The organism is Methylomonas sp. HW2-6, from assembly GCF_052474525.1.
The window spans coordinates 1,292,236-1,311,434 of the sequence record NZ_CP184124.1 but is presented as its reverse complement, the minus strand read 5'-3'; the positions used below and the strand labels follow the sequence as shown (position 1 = coordinate 1,311,434).

The window sequence follows — 19,199 nt, the reverse complement described above, 5'->3', positions numbered from 1 at the left end:
TAGTGGATTACTGCATCCGCCCTCTACCGGCTTGGCCGACAAAGGGCGGGTCAACATTTAAAATTCTTTGGCTTTACCGAGCATGCCGTCAACTTTGCTTTTGAAACCGGCATTGGACAAATAAAAGATGTAAAGACCGGCAAACAGAACCAATGCATACAGGCCATAGCTGCCTTTGCTGGTCGGTTGGCCGCCACCCGCTTTGAAGCTCATGTGGGCATCCAAACGTTCGCCGCTATCTTGCAACAGAGTGATGTGGATCAGGTATTTGCCGACTTCGGGCACGCCCTCAGGCAGATTCAATACCACGGTGCCGGATTTGTGTTTTTCGGCAGCCTGGAAGAATACGCGTTTGCCTTCCGGCTCTTTGGTGACTTCGAATTCGACGGCCATACCGCGGTAACGTTGGTCTTGGTAATCGAAGACCAATTGGGTCAGCGAACCGGTGTCGGGAATATTGCCGCAAAATTCTTCGGCCGGATAAGCTTTGGGCTGATAAGCCGTATAGTGGATCCAGTGGTCTTTTTCCAGTTCGAACTTACATTGGTCGGTATCGGTACCGGCCGCACCGCCGTGCGCCCAAACCGACGCAGAAAAAACCAGGCCCAGCAAGCCCAGGAAACCGTTTTTTATCATGCGAGAGCTTTTCATAAATCCCCTTCCTGTATTAGTAAATGCTTTAATTTTTATTATCTTTCATGTGGTTATGCATGAAACCTGTTTTCGTCGCCGGCGAATCTAAATGCCTGATTTGGATCGAAACAATGGCTAACTCTAGCACATCGCCCTAGGCAAAGAAAGGTTGGCGTTCCATACTTGGCGGGCACTATTCGTTGCTTAATTTTTTTTGTCAGCAGCCAAAGACAATCCTTATAATGGGGTTATGATCCGTTCCTCGAAAAGCCTCCGCCCGATCTTTTCCACCGAATTAACCTCTCTGGTCAATTAACAACCAAATCATATGTCCAAATTAGTAGACTCTGCCGAATGGAACGCCGTCAAGCAACACCACCGCGAGATTGCCGGCAAATTTTGCATGAAGGATGCCTTCGACAAAGATCCCAAGCGATTCGACAAGTTTTCGATAACCTTCAACGATCTGTTATTCGACTACTCAAAAAATCTGATCACCGATCGGACTCTGCCGCTGTTGATCGAATTGGCCAACCGCGCCCAGCTCTCGGAAAAGACCGAAGCCATGTTTTCCGGTTCCATCATTAATACCACGGAAAAACGCGCCGTGTTGCATACCGCATTGCGCAACCGCAGCAACAAGCCGATTTATTTCCGCGGCCAGGACGTCATGCCGGAAATCAACCAGGTGCTGGCCAGAATGCGAGTGTTTACCGAACAAGTCCGTTCCGGCGCCTGGACCGGTTACACCGGCAAAACAATCACCGACATCGTCAATATCGGTATTGGCGGCTCCGACTTGGGCCCGAAAATGGTTGATACTGCCTTGGCTCCTTACGGCAAAGAGGGTTTGAAGGCCCATTTCGTGTCCAACGTCGACCAGACCGACATCGTCGAAACCTTAAAACCGCTGAACCCGGAAACCACGCTGTTTTTGATTTCCTCGAAAACCTTCACCACCCAGGAGACCATGACCAACGCCCGCTCGGCCCGCGACTGGTTCCTGAGAGCGGCGCAAGAGCAGGGACACATGTCCAAACACTTTGTCGCGATTTCCACCAACGAGGCCAAAGTCAAGGAATTTGGCATCGACCTGGAGAACATGTACGAGTTCTGGGACTGGGTCGGTGGCCGTTACTCGTTATGGTCGGTGATCGGCATGTCGATCGCGCTGTACATCGGCATGGATAATTTCGAAGAACTGCTGATGGGCGCGCATCTGGCCGACGAACACTTCCGTAGTGCGCCGTTCGAGCAAAACATCCCGGTGATCATGGGCCTGCTCGGCATCTGGTACAACAACTTCTTCGAAGCCGAAACCTACGCGATTCTGCCGTATGCGCAATCCTTGAAATACTTCGCCGACTATTTCCAGCAAGGCGACATGGAAAGCAACGGCAAAAGCGCGACGATCAACGGCGAAAAGGTGGATTACAACACCGGACCGATCATCTGGGGCCAACCCGGCACCAACGGCCAGCACGCCTTTTTCCAGTTGATCCACCAAGGTACCAAACTGATCCCCGGCGATTTTCTGGCGGCGGCGCAAAGCCATTACGACCTCCCCGACCACCACGATATCTTGATCTCCAACTTTCTGGCCCAGGCCGAAGCCTTGATGCGCGGCAAAACCGAAGCCGAAGTGCGCCACGATTTAAGCCACGAGCCCAACCTGGACGACGCCTTGATCGCTTCGAAGATATTCGAAGGCAACAAGCCCTCCAACGCCTTCCTGTTCAAAAAACTGACGCCACGCACACTGGGCATGCTGATCGCGTTTTACGAGCATAAAATCTTCGTCCAGGGCGTCGTCTGGAACATCAATTCCTTCGACCAGATGGGTGTGGAATTGGGCAAAGTGCTAGCCAAGGCCATTTTGCCGCAATTGAAAAACGACGAAACGGTGACCGACCACGACAGTTCCACCAACGGTCTGATCAACGCTTACAAACGGTTGCGCACTTCTCAAGGGACTTGACCTCAGAACTCGGCTCGAGCCGCGAACATAAAGGTTCGCGGCGTGCCAGGCTGGATCTGATTGTTGTTGTTGGCTGACTCGTAATACACACTGTCACCCAGGTTATTCACATTCAAGCCCAGCCTCCACCCCTTGTACCGATAGGCCAGCATGGCGTCGAATCGCACATACGAGGGTAATTGCACGACATTGTCCTCCAACGCATAACGGTCTCCCACATAGAAGACACCACCGCCCAAGGTGAAGGCGTCGCTGAGCGCATAGGTGCTCCAAAAGCTGGCGGCATGCTCCGGAATATTGCCTGGGCGGTTGCCGACGGCAAAATTATTGGACTGAGTGATCCGCGCATCGGTGAAAGCATAACTGCCGAAAACCTTCCATCCCGTAAGCAGAGTACCCGATAAATCGAGCTCCACACCGCGGTTGTTCTGTTCGCCGGTCTGCACGGTGCGCAGACCCGCCGGGTCGTTGGGGTCTTTGGTGACTACGTTGCGCTGGGTAATATCAAACAGCGCGAGCGTTGAAACCAGTCGGCCGCTTAGCCACTCGCTTTTGACGCCAACTTCATATTGCAAAGATTCCAGCGGCTTGATCGCGGCCAAATCCGAGCCGTTAAAAAAGAAGTCGTTGCCGACCGGCTGAAACGAACGACTGATATTGCCGTACAAAGCATGTTCGGCATTGGGTTGGTAGACCAAACCGCCGCGGGGACTCCATGCCGAGTCGGTTCGACTCTGGCTGAGCCGGGTGAGATGGTTATCCTGTTGTTGCTCGAAATTGTCGAAACGCACCCCGGTCAACGCCTTCCAGTGATCGCCCAACTCCAACAAATCCTGCGCATATGCCCCTACGGTACGGGCGGAAAAATCGTTGTCGATGAACGCGGGTAAACTTGCCAAATTCGGTTCGGCGAGCACGTGTTGCGGATCTTGCAGACTCACGGGGCTGGTAGTGACACCCGCTGCCAACAGGTTACGCGTCTGATAGCCGAACTCTACCCCGCCCAGAAGAGTGTGTCGCAACAACCCTGTGTCCAATTTATAGACAGCCTCGCTCTGATTCAAATAGTTGATCTGATCCTGGGGGAAATAAGTGATTTGGCGACGCACCTGGGTATTGTTATTGATTAGACCCAGCGAGCGAGTATTCGCCGCAACCAGGTCCACGGCCGAAAACTGAAAGTTGTTGCGCAACGTCAGTTTGTCACTGACTGCATGCTCCACATTAAGCCTTACACTGCCGGCATCGGTATTGGCGAAGTCAGAACTCTCGCCGTAAAAATGATGGATCGACACCCTCGCCGGGCGACCGTTAACCGAGGGAATGCCACGGTCCGGGGTGCGATTTTGGTGCAGGAACTCGGTTTGCAGCAAGATGCGGGTATCGGCTCCCGGAGACCAACTGAAGGAAGGTGACAATACGAAACGCTCCGAATCGACGATATCTCGAAAACTGTCGCCCGCCTCGTAAGCACCCGTGACGCGAAAAGCCGCCTGCGAGTTCAAGGCGTCGCCAAAATCGAGATCGACCCGGCGCTGATCGAAGCTCCCGCCACTAACGGCGATTTCACGTACAGATCGGGCCACCGGTTTTTTGGTGACGCGATTGATGACGCCACCGGCAGAACCGCGCCCATAAAGCACCGCGGCCGGCCCCTTGACTACTTCGATGCGCTCGACGTTGCCCAGATCGCGAAAGTAGGGGCTATCGTCACGCATGCCATCCACCAGCATATCTCGGGAAGCGTCGAAACCGCGAATATAAAACTGGTCGCGCCGTCCTTCGCCTTGGGCCGGCATGACACCGCTGACGTTGCGCAGCACGTCTTTCATTTCCAGCGCCCCCTGCTCCCGGATCAATTCTTTGCTGACGACCTGCACCGCTTGCGGCACGTCGCGTAACGGCACGTCCAGCTTGGTTGCACTGCCGCCGCTGCCTCTCACCGAATCGGAACCGGGTGTAGCCTTGACCACGACTGGAGCAAGTTCGTTGTCGTCGGCATGGATAACGGTGGAGAAAACGACCGAGAGACTTAAAGCCAGACTATGGGGACGAAAATATTGGGATGGCATGAGTATTGTTCCTGAGTAATGACATTAAAAAATCGTTTGCTCCGCCGGCAGGTAGATATGCCGGGGATGCGGGTGGCGTAGAAAATCGTGATGCGAGATATGCCAGGCGTAGGCACCGGCATACGGGAACAGCAACAGATCGCCAACCCGCAATCGCTCGACCGGCGTATCGCTGGCGAGCACGTCTTTCGGCGTACAGAGTTGGCCAACCACAGTGACGGGGCGCCCCCGTACCGCAGGGCGGCGATAGATGCGCGGCCAATCCTCCACGGCCAATATCCGGAACGGATGGCTGTGCCCTTGCGCAGCAGGCGTGCGAAAGTGATGCGTGCCGCCGCGGACGACAGCAAAAGTGCGTTCTCCGGCATCCTTGATATCCACAACTTCGGTCGCGTAATAGCCACAGAACGCGCTGACGAAACGCCCCAGTTCGAATCGCAGACGCGGCTGGCACCGGCTGTCGCCGGCGCGCCATTCCGGCAACGGCAGATCGGCCAATCCCCGGCTGAATCGCGGCCAATCGAATTGCTGGTGCGGTTCGCGGTAATTAACGCCGATGCCGCCGCCGACATTGATGTGTTCAATGTGCAGACCGTATTGTTCGCACCATTGCCGGGTCTGGCGCAGATAGGCTGCAAGCAGTTGCAAATGCTTGTCCGCATTGAGCTGATGCGACAGCAAATGAAAGTGAAAGCCGCACAAAATCAGCGCCGGTTCCTGCTGCAGCCGCTCCAGACAGGCGGGTATGTGTTCGGTTGCTATACCGAACTGGGTCGGCTTGCCGCCCATCACCAGCGTCGTTGTCGCAAGCTCCGCCAGCGCCGGATTGACCCGCAACAGTAGCGATACCGATTGGCCGCTGGCGCGGGCCAATGCTGCCAGCCGCTCCAGTTCATGCAGGCTCTCCACATGCACGGTAGCGCCATGTTTTATTGCCAGCTCCAACTCCGAATCCAGCTTGCCAGGGCCGCTGAAGATCAGCGGCAGCTGTGCAAAATGCCGCCGTATCCAGGCAATTTCGCCGCCGGACGAGGCTTCGAAGCCATCCAGCAACGGCGCCAGCGTGGTCAGCAGCGGCAGTTCCGAATTGGCTTTGATCGCGTAAAATAAATCGCAGTGTTTCGGCAAGTCTGCGCGTAAGCGCGCCGCATGCTGGGCCAAGGCATTCAGGTCGTACAGATAGGCGCATAAAGGGGAATCCGCTGCGGCATGGGCATCGCGCGCCGCTGCAATCGCCCGTTCCCAATCCAGCTTCATACCGCCCCCTCATGCGTATAGCCGAATGGATTGGCAAAGGGCACGTAGTCCGCCGCCCGGTCCGCTTGCTTGAGGAAGCGGTTACGCAAATTGCCCTTGCTTGGCAAAGGCTCTCCGGCTAGTACGGCGGCAATGCGCTGAGCCGAGTCGCTGCTGCCGTATTGGGCTTGATAAAGCTGCAAATGCCGGCGCACCGTCTGCCACAGACGCTCTTGCAATGCCGGCTTGCCGGCGCCAAGTTGATGGATGGCCTCGCAGAAATTATTGACGAACAAACAATACGCCACCCGCTGCCAGCCGGATTCGACCGGGTACCACAACGCCTCCCGCGCGCGCTGGCTGATCGCAGGCAAGCTGTCGGCCGGATAGCGCTCGGCTACCAGTTTGACGCCCTCGAAGTCGCGCAGAAAAATTTGCGCCGGCCAATCGTTGACCAGGCCGATGACGACATTTTGCAGATGCGGTTCGAAAACGAGGCCGTGTGCGAAATAGCAATACAGCACCGGGTAGACTAATTGCCGCACGTAGCGCGAAAACCATTCTTCCGCCACCGCTTCCGGCGTCAGGCGCTCGCGTTCGGCAACCCGCTGCAATAGAGCTGCCAGACGCGCCTCACCCAACACATGATTGCCGAACAAAGCGCCGCTCAGTTGCGGTACTGCGCCAGGCAGCAGATTGTCGGCGCCGAAGCCTCGGCGCAGAATTAGGCCGAAACCCTCGGTTACTTCCCGGTCGAGTTGCGGGTTGCCGTTCTGCAGATCGACCGACAGAAAGGCAGGCTCGTCCAAGATTGCCGTACCCGGAAACAGTTCGCGCAATTCGGGTGCCAAGCGGTTGACGATGCGATTGATCTGCAACGCACCTTCCAACTCATAAACGGCGTTCTTGCGCACGCAGTTGGTCAGGCGCACGTTCAGCGAGAACTTGTAGAAGTACGGATTGCCGGGCTGATACAGCGTCCGTACCGACGACGTCGGGTAATAGAAGTCGCCCGCCTCCCCCAGGTCGCGGACTCGTCCATCGCGCATCGCCGCCGCGATCAACGGCTTTTCCAGCAACCAGCGCGCTTGCCAGGGATGTGCCGGTATCAACAGATAACCGTCATCCGCTGCCAATCCATGCGGTGCGTGGGCGGCGACGATGTCGCTGCATTGCCGGTCCAACGTCGACTGTTGATGCACGGCATCCCGATGCACGGCGAAATAGTGCAGCAGAAAGCCGCCGCGCAATTCCGGCGAGTAGCGGCGTAGGTCTTCGGCCGAAAAACCTTGACGGCTTTTCGGTGCCGGGTGGAACGGATGCCCGTAGGTAAGCGACTGCTCCGAGTCCAGATAGGCCTGCATCGGATCGGCCGGGACGGCGTTCGTCCAAGGGGCTTCCAGTATGGTCGTCGTGACCTGAACGCTGTCTTCGATCTGCGCCAGTAGTTCTTCGTTAAACGGCTGGTCGTTCTGCACGGCCAAATCGCGAATTATCAGGCCGGCCAGCGTCCGCCAATCCAACCTCGTCCACGCTTGCTCGCCCGTTTTGGCATAGACCTGAGATAAATAGCGGTAATTGCCGGTAGGCGAATCATGTTGCACCGTAACCACCAGGCGGCTGTCGAGACGCGGCAGCAGAATATGCAAGGCCGGGCCGTTGGCCAGTGCGCAACGCAAAGACAATGGCCAATCCTGCTGGCCGAAAAACGAGCCGACGCTGGCATGGCCTTCCGGAATCGCCACTTCCCGGCAATAACAGTTGAGCAGCGTTTCCAGGCTGCGTTGACTGGCGGCGCAATAAGCTGCCGAGACGTTAGGACTGCGGTGTAATGCTAGGCTTGGCATTGAATTCTCCAATAAAGGTTGCTGGCTGGCCGCAGTCAATCTGTCCTGCTCGCTGGCTGTTTGAAAGTACCCCGGCTGTGCCGGGACATAAGTAATAGCGCGTGCATGTTCGCCAACACCAGCGTGGCGGCGCCGATCAGAAAAGGCGCATGCAGTCCCCAACGGTCGGCGGCGACGCCCGCCGCCAGTCCGGCGGCAACGGCACCCCATTTGGTACTGCTTTCGAGGGAACCGAAGCGCCGGCCGGCGTTGCCGGCATCGGTGATCGCGGCAATCAGGCCGTGCAGCGCGATATAGCCGGCGGTCATTGCGACTCCCATCGCAAGTCGCCAACCCGCCACCGTAATCACCTCATGGCTCCATGCCTGGCCCAACAAGGTGACAATCAGCACCGCTTGACTGGCAAACAGCGTGGCGAGCAGCCGTTGCCGCCCCAAATGGCGTGACATTGGCAGGGCGCACACCAGATAAACCAGGTGCGGCAAGCCGAACAGAAATCCCGGTGCAAAGCTTGGCAGCCCGGCCAAGCTCCGCTCCGCGTAAGGAACGAAGTAGGGGAACGTGATCACCGTGGCAAAGATGAAGGTAAACTGGAGACCGTATAGCCCGCCTGGGTCGACGCGTTCGCCGGAGGTCGGCGCGGCGTCTGCCGGAGCATCGGTTGAAGCTGGTGTCCCCCGGCACCCATTGGCCGGCAGGCAGCAAACCAGCAGCGCCGAGATCAATGGAAAAATGGCCAGATAACGGTACAAAACCAGCGGCTCCGGGTCCGACGCCAGTAGGCCCATAGACGCCGGCCCGAGAAACAAGGCGGCTCGCGCCGATCCTTGCATCAGGGTCAGCAACCGGGTCAACCTATGCCCGGAAACGATGCTTGCCAAATAAGCGTTGGAGGCGGCGAAGGTACCGCCAAGTAAGCCCTGCAATGCCAGCGCCAAGCCGAATTGCCAAACGGTACCGGCCAAACTGGTGAGCCAGAAACTCGCCGCCAGCCCCAGGTGGGCGCGCAGCAACAGCCGGCGTTTGCCGAACCGGTCTGCCAACGCTCCCCACCACGGATTGGCGAATGCCGCCAGCAAGGTCGGGATGACGAAAAACCAACCCGCCAGGTAAACGGCGTCGCTACCCAGCGCTTCGCGCAGAATGCGATCGTAGAACGGCGGCATACCCAAGGCTGCAACGGCGGCAGCGAAATGGCCCGCCAGCGTCGCGGCAACAATGCGGCGGCTGTTCATAACATCTCTTTGCCGACCTGACGCCAGTGACGATGCAAGGGATTCGGCACTGCTTGCAAGCGCAGCTCGGTTTCCGCAAACAGCCGCCGCTTGGCGAGTTGCTCAACCTGGACGGTCGGCGCGAACAGATCGAAACAGGCAAAGCGCGAGGCAAGTTCGGGATGGCATGCCTGATAATCGAAGAGGCATGCGGCAACCCGCCCCCAGAAATCGGCCTCGCTCAAATCATAATGTTGACGCAGGAACAGCGATAACTCGCCGAAATTGATGAAAAACACCGCATCGAAAAAATAATCGCGCACCTGTTCCGGTGCGACGGCTTCCATGCCGGCGCCGACATTAGCCTGTCTACGAAACGGTGGCGTCGGCGCGAATGGCGGACAACGCTCGGGCAGCTCCAGATACTGCCGCATAAAACGCAAACCGCCGGGCAAATCCTTCAATGCAATCCGGCAGGGCTGGCCGTCGCGATGGATTAACACGATGTTTTGCGCATGTGCTTCCATGCCGATACCGTGGGCGTACAGCAGATGCACGAGAGGCGGCAGGCTTGCTTTCAGCAGGGCATCGAGCCAGCACCCGAGACCTTGGCGTTCGACCCACGGTGCGATGAACGGCCGCCCGTCCGCTTCGCATTGGCAGAGTCCGGAAAAAGGCGCGGCCGACTCGCCGATTTGCAGGTGTCTATCGACGCTTTCCCGCCAGATCGCACCCAGCATGCCGTACTGTTGAGCTTGCAGCAGCGGCGGCAGATTCCGATCGCGGTAAGTGACGCCGGCCACTTCGCGCAAGAAAACCAAGCCGTAACGGATTAGTGTGGCATCGCGCTCGCGGATATCGCACAGCCAGTCCGACACCGGCGCTGCATTCTCTACGTTGTGGCATGACAATATGCGGTCTGCGGATGTGTTGACGATACCGACCGGCAGCTTGATATTTGCCGCCCATGGCCGGTCGGCATTGGCAAGCGAGCGGATCGATTGCAAAGGCCGGTAGCGTTCCTCCCCCATCCCCAACCACACCAGATCCTGACGCTGCAGCAGCGGAAATAGTCCGCTTGCAATCTTTTCCCGCCATTGCCAGGGGTGAACCGGCAGCAACAGGTAATCGTGCGGCGCCAGCCCGAGGCTGCGCAATTTGGAAGTGAACTGCGCATACTGCGCCGCGCCCAATTCCTCGCGCAGCAAGTCATCGATATCCATATCGCGGCAAACGGCCAGGCTGGCATGCCTGCGCCGTAAGGCCAGCCAAAGCAAACGAACCTCCGGTTCGAACTCCGGCCCATAGGCAAAGTTGTCAAGCGGGTCGAAGCCCACCCGCGACTTGTAGCAGGGGTGGTAAGGATGGCCGTCTTGCATTTGGCCTTCCAACGCCGTCAAATCGCGGTCGTGCCCGTGGGAGCGCCGCGTATAACGCGACAGGGTATCCTTCAGTAACGTTTGCTGAAGTTCATGCAGAAACCGCACCAGCAAGACTTCGTCGATATCGATATTGGCTGCGACCTCGAACAGAAACTCCTGTATCGAAGTAACCGATCTCTCGGTATCCGGGCCGATGCGCAGAATGGGCGAGTCGTCCAGCCGAATGCGGCCGAAGCTTTCGCTGATACGGCCATGGCAGCGATAGCCTATCAAACGTCCCTGCTGGGTCCGAGCCGGAATCTGAAAGCATGCCATGCCTTGGCCTTCCGGTATAACTTCCGGAATCAGCACCTGCTCGAACAGCAAAGCTTCGATCAATTGGCGTAGTACCCGGCTCTGGGCGACCGGATAGTGAGGCGAAGTCAGCGCCTCGGCAAAAACCTCCCAAGCGGCCGCCCCACTCATGCCGATTGCTCGACGACTGATGCGCCCGGTAGCGTGAGGAGCGACAGGAATTTCGCTGTCTTCAGAAAAGCGGCGCGCGTATCCACGTAGTTTTTCCCTTTAAAAAGCCAACGTTACTGGCTCGCTCTGACGCGAGACCGGGAAAACGCTGCAAAGGACACGTCGAACCGCGACGGCAGGCCGTCATCCGCAAAGGATCGGCAAGACCGAGACGAAGCTGAAAAACACATCTTGCACCGGCCGATGCCGGGGAGCGACGGATTACGTCCCCTTGCAACATCATTGGCTGGCGGCTTTCCGGCGATTAGGAAAGCAGGCTGGCTAGAATCGATATAAACGATCAATGTGAACAGGCAGAAAACAATGGTTTTACGCCTAAAACAAAGACGCTGACACCATACCACAAATGATAATCATTCTCAAAAAAACATTTTAATTTCCGTTTGTGCCTCCAATATTCGTCCACTAACAAAAACACCCTCCATAGGGAGGATGTTTGACTACACAGAATATGTTTCAATAATGAATCCGTCCGCCAGCTGGCGCTCCAGCCCTGCCAAAGGCTCAGGTATGAAACAAAGCCACGCTTTAGCTTATTTGCGCCAAATCTGTTGCTCAGGCTTGAGCCGTGAGCTCGCGATCGGCGAATTTCTCAAAACCTTGCCGCTGGTAGTGCCGTCGAACAGCAATACCTTTTCGGTCGGCGACAGCCAATTGAGACCGGTCTACCACATAGCCGGATTCGAATTGGCCGACATGGCGGCCACGGCTCCGGAAATTATCGCCGCCTACCATACTCCCGAGCGCCAACGACGCGCCAACGTCTGGTTCGCCTCTCATCCCTGCATCGGCGATCCCAGGGTGATGGAACAAGGATTTTATGCGACCGATCTTTACCACCTGATCTACCGCAGATTCGATATGCATCACGTGCTGTGGCTGCCGCTCCCGTTGGACGGCGGCGCAGCCGGAGTACTTGGGCTTTACCGGCCGCAGCATCAGAAACCGTTCGACGGCCGCGACCAGACCCGGGTGCTGAGTTTATTGCCCTATCTGGCGCATGCCTTCCGCGCCGGTAACGACAACAGTTTCCAGCTCGGCCCGCCTTGCGGCTCCGGGATGTTGGTGATGGACACTCAAGGCAAGACCGTATTCCAAAGCCCGGAGGCGACGCGGCTCTTGGAGCTCGCCCGCTACCCCAGGTTACTGCGGGATATGCGCGGTCAGGACCGCCTGCTGGCCAAACTCGCCGAACTATGCCGCAACCTGCTCGGCATCTACCGCGGCGAAGATGCGCCGCCACCGTCATTCAGCCACCATGCCGCCACCGGCCAATATCTGTTCAAAGCCTATTGGCTGAACGGTTGCGGCGACCAGCCGGAGCGCCTGATCGGCGTGACGGTAGAGTATCGCCAGCCTTTGACGCTGAAACTGCTCAGAGCTCTCCGCGACCAACCGCTGTCGCCTGCCCAGCGCGAAGTAGCGCTACTATTGGCCCAGGGCGAACCGTTCGAAAAGATTGGCCAACGCCTGCATATCAAAATGACCACCGTCAGGGACCACATCGGCAAAATCTACACCAAACTCAATATTCACCAGCGGGAAGAATTACTGCCTAAGCTGCTGGCGGCCTCCGCAAGCTCTAGCGAACAACTCTACCCGGCCGAAACGGAGCGGTTTCGATGAAAAAAAATCACGCAATGGCTTATCTGCGCCAACTTTGCTGTTCCGGACTGAGCAAGGAATTGGTGATCAACGAATTTCTGCGCACCTTGCCCATCCTGATACCTTCCACCAGCAACGTCTTTTCCGGCGTCGATGCGCAGCTCAGGCCGACTTACTGTATTGCCGATTTCGACATGAGCGAAATGGCCGGTACGATGGTCGAGGTGGTATCGGCGTTTTATACGCCGGAACGCTTAAGCCGGGCCGCGGCATGGCTGAAACGCCATCCGGCCATCACCAACCCCTTGCTGCTGGACGACCGCTTTTACCAAAGCGATATCTACAATGTCGTCTACCGCCGCTTCGACATGCACCATGTGCTATGGCTGCCTACCATCGACAACGGCAAACCGAATGGCGTGCTGCGCCTGTACCGACCGAAAACCCAAAAACCCTTCGGCCGAGAGGATCAAGCACTGGCCGGCCAATTGCTCCCCTATCTGGCCCACGCGATAAAAGCGGCCAACGACGCCCAGTTCCGCTACGAACGCGAGGCGAGTTGCGGAGTGATCGTCATGGACCCGCAAGGCAAAATCTTATTTCAAAGCCCGGAGGCGAGAAAGTTACTGCACGCCGCATCTACCCCGGCGCTCGACGCCAATCACGACCGGGGAAAAGCCTTGTTAATGACGGAACTGGCCCGCCTCTGCGCGAAATTACAAGCGGTTTCCCGCGGCCACAGCGCCGCCCCGCCCTGTTACCGCCACACCGGTGCGGCCGGCGAATTTCTGTTCCGGGCCTACTGGCTGGAAAGCCAAAGCGGCGAAAGCGGCAGCCTGATCGGCATCAGCGCCGAACACCGCGAGCCGCTGAAGCTGAAACTGCTGCGCTCGCTACAGCATTCGGCGTTGTCGCCGACGCAAAAGGAAGTGGCAATGCTATTGACGCAAGGCATTTCGTTCGAGCAAATCGGCCAATCGCTGCACATCAAGCCGGCTACGGTTAAGGACCATGTCGGAAAAATCTACGGCAAACTCGACGTCCGCCAGCGCGACGAGGTATTGCCGAAGTTGCTGGCACTGAGGGCTTAGGCCGCACCCTCACGGAATATTGGCGACGCGAGCGGTATCGGGCTAACCTAAGTCGCAACCCTCGACTGAATGTCTCGCCGACGGCGGCCACCCGTTACCTTTCAGGACTTGTCCCAACCATGCAAATATTAATCGTCGACGACCACACCTTGTTTCGGGAAGCGCTGTTGCATGTGTTAAAGCAACTGGACAACAACGTGCTGGTCCACGAAGCGGCCAATACCGGCGAAGCCTCGAATCTGCTCAGCCACCGCCGCAATCTGGATTTGGTGTTGCTCGACATCGATCTGCCGGGACAAGACGGCCTCAGCGCCCTACCGGGCATGCGGGAGCAGGCGCCGACCGTGCCTATCGTGGTTTTGTCCGGCTCGGAAAGCTCGCAGCACGTCAACGCCGCCCTGGAATCCGGCGCGGTCGGCTACATTCCGAAATCTTGCAGCGGCCACGAGATGTTGACTGCCTTGCGCATCGTGTTGCAGGGCGATATTTACGTTCCGCCGCGCCTGCTCGGCAAGCTCGACGTTGCGCCAACGCTGAAAGTCGAGACCGATGCCGGCCAACACCCGTTGACCGCACGCCAGATCGAGGTACTGGAACTGATGGCGCAAGGCCTGCCCAATAAATCGATCGCCCGCCGCTTGAATCTGGCCGAAGGCACCGTGAAACTGCATGTCGCAGCGATCTTACGCGCGCTGGATGCCGGCAATCGCACCCAAGCCGTCACCGCGGCGGCTCGGCTCGGCCTGTTGCCGCTGGCCACAGGACTCTGATTCCGCCGAGCTCAGTCCCTACCGGGTTTGCTGAGCATATACTGCAAGGTACTGCGCAGCTTGGCCGGTTGCACCGGTTTGTGCAGTAACGGAAAACCGCTGGCATCGGCTTCGCGCAAACGTTCCGGCCCGGTATCGCCGGTGACGATCAGTATCGGCAGCGGATATGCCAACCGGCGGCGCAGTTCCCGCGCCACCTCGATCCCCGACAAATCGCCCGGCAAGCGGTAATCGACGATCGCCAATTCGGGCCGCAATTGATGATCGTCGATCTCGGCCAAAGCCTGGTACAGGTCGGCCGCGGCAAACACGCGGCAGCCCCAACGGCTCAGCAGGCCGCGCATGCCGTCCCGCACCGCGACATCGTCGTCGATCACCAACAACCGTCTATCCTCCAGCAAATGTAACGGCGACACTGCATTTTGCGGCTCGGGACCGGGCAAGGTGATCGCGGCTTCCGCCACCAACGGCAAGGTCAAACAGAAACAAGAGCCGTGGCCCAAGCGGGATTTGACTCGAATCTTATGGTTCAGCAGTTTCGCCAGACGCTTGACGATAGCCAAGCCCAACCCCAACCCTTGCCGGCGGTCGCGGGCCGGATTATGCAGTTGATGAAATTCGACGAAGATCTCGTCGAGCTGATTGTCCGGAATACCGGGGCCGGTATCGATGACCTGGATTTCGGCACTGCCGCAACGCCGGCGGGCAGCGACCAATACCCGGCCATGCCCGGTATGGCGTAACGCGTTCCCGATCAGATTGCGTAACATCCGCTCCAGCATGGCCGGGTCGGTGTTGACCAGCAATGGGGCGTGGCGAATCTTGAGCTGGTTGCGGTTTTCCGCGGCGATCGGCTGAAATTCGCTTTGCAGGCGTTGGAATAAGTCATCCATCGCGAACGGCTCGATCGCCGGCTTGACCACGCCGGCATCCAATTTCGATACGTCCAGTAAAGCATTCAGCATCGAATTGATCGCGGCGATCGAATCGTCAATCTGGGCCAGCAAACCCTGGGTTTCCGGCGCCGCCACCCGGTCGGACAATTCGGCGAAGAACAGGCCCAGTGCGTGTATCGGCTGACGCAAATCGTGGCTGGCCGAAGCCAGAAACCGGGTTTTGGCAGCATTGGCCTGTTCGGCCTCGCGCTTGGCTTTTTCCAAAGCTTGTTCGCGTTTGATTAAATCGCTGATGTCGGTGTAAGTGACAACTCGGCCGCCGTGCGCCAACCCGGATTGGCGGATTTCGTAGACCTTGCCGTCAGGACCGCGATAATTGCTCGAGCCTTCCGCGCTGATCGTGATCGGTGGGTTGGCGGCCGCCAATAACTCTGAAAGCCTGGCATGGCTGTCCACAGTGCCAGCTCCGTCGCCCAGCAAGGCGGTAAATTGGCGGTTCCACATGCGCAGCAGATCGTCCGTATCCGACATCGTGATGCCCTGCCCCATATTTTCCAGCGCCGTTTCCAGCAACAGGGATTTTTCCTCGGACTCGCGGCGTAAGGCAGCATTTTCGAAATTCAGGCGGAGGGCATGGTTCAGCATCCCGGCCAGCCTTAGCGAGCTGGGAATGCTGATAATCGGCAGCACCGAAAAAATGATGGCCGGTACGATGTAGTTGCCGCCGCCTTCGCTTAACAGGAAATAGTCGATCGCAATCGTCGCCGGAATGTTGACGACCAACACTGCCGGAAAATAGGTAAACCAGGTCAGCATGACCCCGACAACCTGAGTAATCGTCGGCACGGTAATCACCAGCACGTTGACCGGATCGTTGGCGTCCAAAAAAAACACCTGGCACATGACCCACCAAAAACCGTTGAGCGCGGCACCCAGCATAATCAGGCGTTTGAATTTCGGCACGTTGTCGACCAACGCCGTTTTATGCACGTGGTAATAGTGCAGGACAACCCAGCGAAACAGGTTGATACCCGTCAAAACCAAAGCCCAAAGCAACAGCAGGCCATGGGCGGCGGTCTGCCACAAGCCGACCACAATCAAGATCGTAAACGGTAGCATCACAAAAAACACATATTTGCCCTGCCGGGTCGTCACCCATAGCCGTTCCACTTCAATTTGCGCTTCGAGATTCCGGTCCGAGTTATTCATGGCTGATCCTGCTGAGCTTGATCGGGAGAGCATTTTCGCTGGCTGCAGGATAATGGCTGAGCGGCTGCCCTGCAATCGATACGACGGCCTATCTCTTTCGGACTAGCCTCGCAACGCGCTCGGCCGGCTGCCGGCCGCAAACGGCGCGCAAAGCCCGAGATTGCACGCCCGCCTATCGCTAAGATCGAGACAGACAAAGCCCTAACATAAAAGCCGATTACCCCGAAAGGCATAGGCTGTCAGCCATATTTTCTAGGGCTACCGAATACCAGCATACTTTTTCCCGAAACTGCAAGGCCGGCAAGCGCCAGCGTTTGGCGACCGGCCCAAAACAATAACCAGTGGGGGAAATAAGCCATGAAACAATCTAACGCAATCGCCTATCTGCGCCGGCTGTGCTGTTCGGGTTTGAGTAAGGAGATTGTGATTGCCGAATTCTTGCGGGCATTGCCGGCTCTGATTCAATCGCACCACAATACGTTTTCGGGTACCGACGCCAGACTCTACCCGCAGTACCACATCGCCGGCTTCGATTTGGCCGGGATGCGTGACACCATTCCGGCCATCGTCGCCGAATTCCACACTCAGGAAAGGCAGCAACGGGCGATTGCCTGGTTTAAAGACCACCCGGCAATCGCCGACGCTCGCACCGTCGACCCCGAATTTTACCGTAGCGACATGTACAACTTGGTCTACCGGCCGTTCGATATGCACCACGTGTTATGGATGCCGGTAGCACAGAACGGGCGGCCGGTCGGCGTGCTGGGTTTATACCGCAGCAAAAACCAGGCTCCGTTCGGCACCAAGGAACAAATGCTGCTCGGACACGTGCAGCAATACATCGTCCACGCCTTGGGCAATTCGGCCTATGCCGAACCGCAATACAGCGAGAACGGCCGTACCGGCATGATGATCATGAACAGCAAGGGCGAACTGCTGAGCCAGAGCCGGGAAGCCGAACAGTTATTAAGCATGGCCAGATTACCCCGCCTGTTGGTCGACGGCCGCCGCGAAGACCGTTTGTTGAGCCGTCTCTCGCAACTTTGCGCCAATCTCACCGCCGTTTATCGCGGCCAAAACGTACCGCCGCCGCAGTTCTGCCACATCAACCCTTACGGCCGATTTTGGTTCCGCGCTTACCGCCTGTTCGATTGCCAGGACCAAGGCTCCCAACTGATCGGCGTCACCATCGAACACCAGGAACCGGTGGCCTTGAAAATTCTGCGGGCGATGCAGGACTTGCCGCTGTCGCCGATGCAACAGGAAGTCGCGCAATGCGTTGCCGAAGGCTTGTCTTACGATCACATTGCCAAACGCCTGCACATCAAACTGACCACGGTCAAAGACCACATCGGCAAAATCTACACCAAACTGGATATCGGCCAACGCGAGGAGTTGTTGCCCAGGCTGCTGGCGCAGGCCGGCTAGCGGCTTAGCGCGAAGTGTCGGCGCCTGCCGGCGTTTGCGCCGACCGCGTCGTTACCGGTTCGGACTTGGGCTGTACCGCGGCCAGCACCTCGCGAATCGCCGAAATGATAGGCTCCGGTCGTTCCAGCGGCATGGCGTGGCCGCTGTCCACCCAAATTTGAATTGCGCCCGGATAGAGCCGGGCCAGCTCCATTCGTTTGCGATTGCTATCGACGGCCAGTGACGACGTATCGGCCAACGGTTGCGCCGCGCTCAGCACAATCACCGGCACGGCGCCAAATGCCGACGCCGCGAGTACTTCATCGCCGGTCCGATCGATTTCGGCAAACTCGCCTTCGGCCGCGGCCGACAACGATACTTCGAACAGCCAACGCCACCAAAACGGCCAATGTTCCACAGCCCCCTGGCCTTTCAGTTGCGCTGGATGGGTGGAATCCACCAGAATCAAAGCCGCAACTTCCTGCGGATAGTAACGGGCATACCATTGCAGGTACAAACCGCCCAGCGAATGGCCGACCAGAACATAGGGCGGCGCCAGTTTCTGGCTAATCAGCAATTCGCGCAGCTCTTGCACCACATGGCGGCCGTCGCGCGGCGATGCGACTGCATCGCTGTTGCCGATACCGGCGCGGTTGTAAACCAAGGCCGTTGCCGACTCGGCGATTGGCGGATAGACCTCCTCCCACCAAGTGAAGTGTCCACCCAGCCCGGTTTCGAACACCACCGGCAAGCTATCGTGCCGGCTCAAGGCAAATTCGACTTGGCGGCCGGCGACATTGGTCGTCGCCACCTGGGGAAGGTTCCCGCCACAGCCGTTCAGCAGGCCGGCCAACAAGGGCAGCATGGCCGCGTTCGAAAGCGCTAGTTTCATCGCCGGGGATGCAATCGATCAACCGAAGTTGCAGGGACGGCAGCGCCGCCGCGGCGATCTCGGTTCGATACCGCCCGAACGGCTAGCCCACATTGCAGAAATCGCGTCATTGGCCCAATAACGGATTTCTGGCCGGCTCGCCTTTTTTGCTGCAGATCGCTTCCGAAACCATCCGCCCCAGCACCGAGATCGAGCCGCCGACGTAGCAATTGTATTGCTGGCCGCTGTCCGTCTTCACCGAATAGCGGGTGGTGACGCCGTCATCCACCCGGTTCTCGATTTTGAACTGGTTCTTTTCCAGTCCCAAGGCGTGGGCGGTGCGATCCACCAACGCGTCTTGGGTCACGGCCCAGGCCGCGCAGCCGCCAAGCGTTAAAAACAAACCGGCATACAGCCAAATTTTTTGATTCGTCATTGGATTTCCTGGTTGAATTTTCTTAAT

Annotated in this window: 14 protein-coding genes; 5 read left to right on the top strand and 9 right to left on the bottom strand. The window is 57.8% G+C overall.

What is annotated here, in order from left to right; all coding sequences use genetic code 11:
* Positions 1-57: 57 nt before the first annotated feature.
* Positions 58-651, bottom strand: coding sequence for a hypothetical protein (locus ACH518_RS07015; RefSeq protein WP_278209651.1), 594 nt, complete (start codon positions 649-651; stop codon positions 58-60).
* A 310-nt stretch (positions 652-961) separates the two neighbouring features.
* Here ACH518_RS07015 and pgi point away from each other — a divergent pair, with 310 nt between their 5' ends.
* Positions 962-2,611, top strand: a complete 1,650-nt coding sequence (gene pgi / locus ACH518_RS07010; protein WP_445372383.1) for a glucose-6-phosphate isomerase — start codon at positions 962-964, stop codon at positions 2,609-2,611.
* A gap of 2 nt (positions 2,612-2,613) precedes the next feature.
* On the opposite strand, the gene ACH518_RS07005 is transcribed toward pgi, so the two are convergent.
* The 5 genes from ACH518_RS07005 to ACH518_RS06985 form a co-directional block, all read right to left on the bottom strand.
* Positions 2,614-4,503 carry a TonB-dependent receptor gene (locus ACH518_RS07005; RefSeq protein ID WP_445372382.1) on the bottom strand — a complete coding sequence of 630 codons (1,890 nt, stop codon included), beginning with the start codon at positions 4,501-4,503 and terminating at the stop codon, positions 2,614-2,616.
* Between the two features lie 204 nt (positions 4,504-4,707).
* The gene (locus tag ACH518_RS07000) at positions 4,708-5,940 is read right to left on the bottom strand and encodes a type III PLP-dependent enzyme (protein ID WP_445372381.1); all 1,233 of its coding nucleotides are present in this window, start codon (positions 5,938-5,940) and stop codon (positions 4,708-4,710) included.
* Positions 5,937-7,766, bottom strand: coding sequence for an IucA/IucC family protein (locus ACH518_RS06995; protein WP_445372380.1), 1,830 nt, complete (start codon positions 7,764-7,766; stop codon positions 5,937-5,939). Before ACH518_RS06995 ends, ACH518_RS07000 begins: the two co-directional genes overlap by 4 nt.
* A gap of 35 nt (positions 7,767-7,801) precedes the next feature.
* Entirely contained in the window at positions 7,802-9,001 is a 1,200-nt protein-coding gene (locus ACH518_RS06990; protein ID WP_445372379.1) for an MFS transporter, read from the bottom strand.
* Positions 8,998-10,827, bottom strand: a complete 1,830-nt coding sequence (locus ACH518_RS06985) for an IucA/IucC family protein (protein WP_445372378.1) — start codon at positions 10,825-10,827, stop codon at positions 8,998-9,000. Before ACH518_RS06985 ends, ACH518_RS06990 begins: the two co-directional genes overlap by 4 nt.
* Positions 10,828-11,397: 570 nt before the next feature.
* On the opposite strand from ACH518_RS06985, the gene ACH518_RS06980 reads away from it, so the two are divergent.
* From ACH518_RS06980 to ACH518_RS06970, 3 genes are all read left to right on the top strand, one after another.
* Entirely contained in the window at positions 11,398-12,513 is a 1,116-nt protein-coding gene (locus tag ACH518_RS06980) for a helix-turn-helix transcriptional regulator (protein ID WP_445372377.1), read from the top strand.
* On the top strand, positions 12,510-13,583 hold the full coding sequence (locus ACH518_RS06975; protein ID WP_445372376.1) for a LuxR C-terminal-related transcriptional regulator: 1,074 nt from the start codon (positions 12,510-12,512) through the stop codon (positions 13,581-13,583). Before ACH518_RS06980 ends, ACH518_RS06975 begins: the two co-directional genes overlap by 4 nt.
* Positions 13,584-13,702: 119 nt before the next feature.
* Positions 13,703-14,353, top strand: coding sequence for a response regulator (locus tag ACH518_RS06970; protein ID WP_278209656.1), 651 nt, complete (start codon positions 13,703-13,705; stop codon positions 14,351-14,353).
* Between the two features lie 11 nt (positions 14,354-14,364).
* Here ACH518_RS06970 and ACH518_RS06965 read toward each other — a convergent pair whose 3' ends face one another.
* Entirely contained in the window at positions 14,365-16,458 is a 2,094-nt protein-coding gene (locus ACH518_RS06965) for an ATP-binding protein (RefSeq protein ID WP_445372375.1), read from the bottom strand.
* A gap of 357 nt (positions 16,459-16,815) precedes the next feature.
* Between ACH518_RS06965 and ACH518_RS06960 the strand changes: the two genes are divergently transcribed.
* Positions 16,816-17,886 (top strand): helix-turn-helix transcriptional regulator, encoded by a 1,071-nt coding sequence (locus ACH518_RS06960; RefSeq protein ID WP_445372374.1) that lies wholly within the window; start codon positions 16,816-16,818, stop codon positions 17,884-17,886.
* A 4-nt stretch (positions 17,887-17,890) separates the two neighbouring features.
* On the opposite strand, the gene ACH518_RS06955 is transcribed toward ACH518_RS06960, so the two are convergent.
* Positions 17,891-18,757: an alpha/beta fold hydrolase gene (locus tag ACH518_RS06955; protein ID WP_445372373.1), complete on the bottom strand. Its 867-nt coding sequence runs from the start codon at positions 18,755-18,757 to the stop codon at positions 17,891-17,893.
* 106 nt (positions 18,758-18,863) lie between these two features.
* Positions 18,864-19,172: a hypothetical protein gene (locus ACH518_RS06950; protein ID WP_140910557.1), complete on the bottom strand. Its 309-nt coding sequence runs from the start codon at positions 19,170-19,172 to the stop codon at positions 18,864-18,866.
* Positions 19,173-19,199 lie beyond the last annotated feature (27 nt).